At 63.8% G+C, this 5,358-nt stretch carries 6 protein-coding genes; all 6 read left to right on the top strand.

What is annotated here, in order from left to right; translation table 11 throughout:
- Window positions 1-151: 151 nt before the first annotated feature.
- The 6 genes from VF515_06400 (at window position 152) to VF515_06375 (ending at window position 4,809) form a co-directional block, all read left to right on the top strand.
- A complete protein-coding gene (locus VF515_06400) occupies window positions 152-343 on the top strand; it encodes a hypothetical protein (GenBank protein HEX7407268.1) in 192 nt (63 codons plus the stop codon).
- On the top strand, window positions 340-1,446 hold the full coding sequence (locus VF515_06395) for a hypothetical protein (GenBank protein HEX7407267.1): 1,107 nt from the start codon (window positions 340-342) through the stop codon (window positions 1,444-1,446). Before VF515_06400 ends, VF515_06395 begins: the two co-directional genes overlap by 4 nt.
- Window positions 1,447-1,491: 45 nt before the next feature.
- Window positions 1,492-2,691, top strand: a complete 1,200-nt coding sequence (locus tag VF515_06390) for a dipeptidase (protein ID HEX7407266.1) — start codon at window positions 1,492-1,494, stop codon at window positions 2,689-2,691.
- Window positions 2,692-3,322: 631 nt separating this feature from the next.
- Complete coding sequence (locus tag VF515_06385; protein HEX7407265.1) at window positions 3,323-4,108, top strand: restriction endonuclease; 786 nt, start codon at window positions 3,323-3,325, stop codon at window positions 4,106-4,108.
- 138 nt (window positions 4,109-4,246) lie between these two features.
- The gene (locus tag VF515_06380) at window positions 4,247-4,516 is read left to right on the top strand and encodes a DUF4160 domain-containing protein (GenBank protein ID HEX7407264.1); all 270 of its coding nucleotides are present in this window, start codon (window positions 4,247-4,249) and stop codon (window positions 4,514-4,516) included.
- A gap of 8 nt (window positions 4,517-4,524) precedes the next feature.
- Window positions 4,525-4,809, top strand: a complete 285-nt coding sequence (locus VF515_06375) for a DUF2442 domain-containing protein (protein ID HEX7407263.1) — start codon at window positions 4,525-4,527, stop codon at window positions 4,807-4,809.
- Window positions 4,810-5,358: the final 549 nt, after the last annotated feature.

Here is a 5,358-nt window from a genome sequence, read left to right as displayed (position 1 = left end):
GGGCGTGCCGTCGCTGGAGGCGCCGCGAGAACTCCTGGTGGAGATCGGCAGGGACTGCCAGGGGGTAGTGCTCGCGGTCTACGACTGAGGGTCGTGCACGTCGTGGAGTGTCCACGACCAGATTGAACTGGCACGAGCTGGTTCGGCCGCCGTGGGCCTGGTCACCGCCGAGTTCCACCCGTTCGCAGGGGAGCTGTTGCGCCAGCGCAATGCGGCGGGGCTGCCGCTGGTGGTGGTGGGACATCCGGTCGGTGGCATTCCGCGGGGACAGGCAGAGGCGTTGATCACCGACGCCGTCGTGCAACGCGTGATCCAGGCATTGACTCAGGGAGAGATCGCATGACCATTGCGGCGGAGCGTCACACGCCCGATCCGGACCAGCTCGAGGTTGCTGTCGATGGCGATGAGGCCGAGGCTGCGGAGCAGTTTCACCGCTGGGGATGGACCGATGGCTTGCCGATCGTGGTGCCCACCAGGGAACGAGTCAACGCCATGTGCGCCGGCGCGACGCGCTATCCGCTCGAGAGCTTGGGCAACCTCATGCCCCGCGGCGGTCCGGCCACCGTTCAGAAGATCGCGATCAACGCGGTGATGGCGGGCTGCCTGCCCGAACACATGCCGGTGCTCATGGCAGCGGTCGAAGCGATCCAGGACCAGCAGTTCAACCTTTTCGGTGTGCAGACCACGACGCACCCGTGCGGGCTCATGGTGCTGGTGCACGGTCCGATCGCCGCCGAGCTGGGCATGAACGCCGGCCACAACTGCTTCGGCCCGGGCAACCGCGCCAACGCCACCATCGGCCGGGCAATGCGGCTGATCCTGCAAAACATCGGCGGCGGCATTCCCGCCGAGGTGGACAAGGCAACGCAGGGCTCGCCGACGAAATACACCTTCTGCTTTGCCGAGAACGAGGCGGCGAGTCCGTGGCCACCGTTGCGCCTGTCGCTCGGCTTCGCCGCAAGCGACAGCTGCGTCACCGTCGCCGCCGCCGAGGGCCCGCACAACATCAATGACCACGGCTCCGCCACCGGCGACTCCATTCTCAACACCGTGGCGCAGACCATGGCCACGGTCGGCAACAACAACCTCTACGTCGGCGGGGACACCTTCGTCATCTTCGGGCCCGAGCATGCGCGTACCGTTGCGGAGAGTGGTTTCACGCGCGCCGACGTGCAGCGCTACCTGTACGAGCACGCGCGCGTAGCGGTGGACCGTATTTCACCGCAAAAGCTCGAGGAGCTCAGCTCCTGGGGCGGCTGGGCGGGACAGATTGACAGCTGGAGCGGCCGCATCCCTCTCGTGCGCGAGGTGGACAGCATCCGTGTCCTGGTCGCCGGCGGCGCCGGCAAACACTCGTGCTGGATTCCAACCTTCGCGGTGACGTACAGCGCGACGCGACGGATCGTCCGCGAGAGCGCGGTCTGCACCACGGTCTGCGAACGGTAGGCAGCACCGAGGCTGTGTAGTAAAGTCTCAGGGGGAGGAATCACCATGCGACTTGAAGGCGACGCGGAAGCGTTTCCACCTGTCGAGCACCTGCTACCGAACGGCGATTGGCTTTTGAGTCGCCGCAACGTACTGCGCGGCGGCATTTTGGTGGGCGGGTCACTCGCACTTGGTTGTCATCGCCCTTCGTTCCCGCCGGTTCCCGCCGATGCGCTGGCGCTCCACCGCGATTGCCTCGTCGTCGATCTGCATGTCGATACCTTCCTCTGGGTTCGCCTTTTCGGCTACGACATCGGCAAGCGGCACGAGAATCTGCTGCCGTCGTCACCATTCGCGTGGCATGCCGATCTCCCGCGCCTGAAAGAGGGGGGAGTCGGGGCGGTCGGATTCGGCATTGTCGTCAACCCGCGCGAGGTGCGGTCCGAGTTGATGCTGCCACTGAAGGTCCTGTCCTGGTACGACCGCCAGCGCGGCTTCGAGGCGGTCGTCACCACACTCGATCTGATGCATGACGCGGCAAGCCACTACCCGAATCAGTTTTCGCTGGTGCGCAGCGGATCGGAGCTGCGTGCGGCGCGCGCCGCCGGGAAGATTGCGGGGTTGCCGTGTCTGGAAGGCGCCCATGGCATCGAAGGGTCGCTCGATCACGTCCGCACCGCGTATGCGCGCGGGTTGCGATCAATCGGTCTGGTGCATTTTCAGGCGACGGAAGCCGGTTATCCGATGACCGTGGCGGAGTTCGACGGTAAAGGTCTCACCGAATTCGGTCGCGCCCTGATCGCAGAGATGGAGCGGCTGAAGATGGTCGTCGATCTGGCGCATCTCAACGATGCGGGCGTAGCGGATGCGCTGGCGACGATGCAGCGCCCGTTCATGGTCAGTCATGCGGGATGCCGCGCCGTCTACCCCCACCGGCGCAACTTGACCGACGCCCAGATTCGCGCCGTCGCCGATCGCGGCGGCGTCATCGGAATCATCATCGAGCGCGGCTTCGTCGCCGAAAAGAACGCCGACCTCGACCGAGTGCTCGATCATTTCGATCACGCCATCAAAGTGGGCGGTGAAAACGTCGTCGGGATCGGCACCGATTATGACGGCTTCATCACGCCCGCAATTGGTCTCGAGGACGTGACCGCGATGCCGCGCCTGACCGCCGGCCTGCTGGCGCGCGGGCACAAGCCCGACACCGTGCGTAAGGTCCTGGGCGAGAACGCGCTGCGCATGCTGACGGAAATCTGCGGCTGAGGACGCGCATGCGGCACGGGCAAAACCCTTGACGGCGCAAGACGATTCACCCTATGTTTCGCCCGACTTTGAAGGCGCGATACCGCGTGAAGTCGCGTGGATTGTCGCTTTTGTTAGTGCGGATAAATGTAGTCCAGCGTGACCCGTTCCGACTAAGGAGAACAACCATGCGGTTAGGCAGAAAGATCCGCCCTGAGCGTATTGCACGACCGTTGTACGAGCGGGCGATCTTGAAGTCACTTCAGGATAGCGCCAGGCGGATATCGACCTTGTCTACGCGTCGGTGCAGCGCCTGCTAGCGGAGGATTTGCGGCGACATCCGCAGGATCTGGAATGCTATGGCAGCACCGGCGAGAGTATTTGGAGGAATCAAGTCAGACAAGCCGTGCGGAACCTGAAGGCCAGGAATCAAGTCCAGTCGCGACATCGGGCAGTCTGGTGCATCGCCCCAGCAGGAGGAGAGCGGCTGCGCAAGTTTGAGGAAACAGGGATTGATCCGGATGACCCGCGAGATTTCGAGTTGGAGACAGTGCCGGTGTGAAGGCCGAACATCAGCATGCACACGACGCGCTGGAGAGACGCGCGTGTGATGCTCGGCGTCCGGACGTAGAACCGTCCTCGCGAAGTCGAGATGATTGACGGCGACGAGCCCTCATCCTGGCGGGACCTGCAGGAACGGGTTGCCCGGATCCTGCGCGAGGCTGGCGTAGCCACGGCGGTAGAGAAGGTGATCAAGACCGCGCGAGGCGAAGTCTCGATCGACGTATGGGCGCACGATTCCTCGGCGACCCCGGCTCAAACCTATCTTCTCGAATGCAAACGCTGGCGCGCCCGCGTGCCACAAACCGTAGTTCACGCCTTCCGAACCGTCGTGGGCGACTCCGGTGCCAACTGGGGCGCGATCATCTCTGCAGCTGGATTCCAGAAGGGTGCCCGCGGCGCTGCCCAGTACTCGAATGTGCGCCTCCTCTCGTGGCCGGAGTTCCAAACGCTCTTCGCTGAGCGGTGGTTCGAGCACCATTTCGTTCGCGTAATCGCAGAAGAGAGTGATCCTCTCGTGGAGTACACCGAGCCGATCAACACCCGCATCTTCAGGAAGGCTGACCTCCTTCAGGAGGACCGGCGCCAGGAGTTCCGCCGCCTGCGTGAGGTGCACCTCGCCCTCGGGTCCTTTTGCACGCTTTTCCGCGCTCACTCGATCGGCGTGGTTCGCATGTTCCCTGGGCCGGACACTCCCGCCCCGATGCCGCGTCTGCCATTGCGCAGCAGCTTGGGGTCTCATTTGCAGGGCGCTGGGATGCGGGTGGCCGACGACATCCTTGACGCGAACTCCTACCGTGTCCTGTTAGAGTGCATGGTGCGAGAGGCCCACGCGGCCATCGCGGAGTTCGACGAGGTGTTCGGTGAGAGGGCATAGGGCGACCGCCATCGCCGTGCCGGATAACACCCGGTTGGAGCGGACGAGCGCGGCGCTAGCGACGGACGCTCGCCGCTCAACCGGGTGTTCGGCGAGTCTCGCGTAACGTGCTACGGTTGAATCCGGTGAAAGACGACTATGCCGATTCTGTCCATGTTCTACGGGATCGTGGTGCGGATGTACTTTTTCGACGACAAGCAGCACCACGTCCCTCATGTGCATGCGGAGTACTCCGGCAATCAGGCGGTGTTTGCGATTGCAACCGGGGAAGTGCTGGCTGGTGAGTTGCCTTCCGGGAAGACGCGACTCGTGCAGGCATGGATCGAGATACACCGCGACGAGCTTCTAGCCGACTGGCAGCTGGCCATAGACGGCGAGGAGGTCTTCAAGATCGAGCCGCTGAAGTAGGAGTATCGATGAATCCACACGTCAGGTCCGTTTGTGCGCTGGACGATTACGAGCTGGAGGTTTCGTTTGACAACGGCGAATCCCGGAAATTCGACGTCAAGCCGTACCTCGATCGCGGGATTTTCGTGCGCCTGCGCGACCACGCGGTGTTTCGGGCGGCGCGCGTCGTTGCAGGCTCCGTCGAGTGGCCGAACGGACTCGATCTCAGCTACGACACCCTCTACATCGAGGGGCAGCCGATTGCTGCACCGGCACTGAAGGCCGAACACAGCAATCCAGCGGCCGCGCGATAAAGCCGCGCACCGCTGAAGGCTGACGTTCGGCAACGCGGGCGTTCCCGGCGACGCCGTCGCCGGGATTGTCATTCGACGCCAAGGCGTCACCCATTGGACGACAATGCACAGGACGATCGTCAGCCAGTTGAGCCACACACGAGGTTGCCGCTGAGAATCAGCAGCAATTGAAACCCGATGGTGAAGAGGCCGCCGGTCTAAGCGCTCGCTGGGGCCGGTCTCGCTCTCCGGCACACCGAACGACAGCCGAGGCGCAGAAGGTTCGCCCCGACCGTACGACGCGACCCGCTGGACAGCGCCACGGCGTCCGCGCTACCCCGGGGCACCAGGGTCAGTCCTGGATATCAGTAATTGGCCGCTACACGGTCCCCGCCAGCCACCGTGTATCGTGCTGCAGTTGCTCGGGGTGCCGTAGCGCCTTACTCACTGCAAAATAGCTCATCGCAGAACGCCCCCGGGATACGTGATACGCAACGGTCGGGTCTTGGCCGATCGCGTCGTAACTCCTGATTTCCAGAACCGACTCTGCTGCTCTGGGCTGTGACAAGG

The organism is Candidatus Binatia bacterium, from assembly GCA_036382395.1.
Lineage (GTDB): Bacteria > Desulfobacterota > Binatia > HRBIN30 > HRBIN30 > JAGDMS01.
Note: the sequence above shows the minus strand (reverse complement) of the source record. Positions and strands in the feature narration are given on the sequence as shown.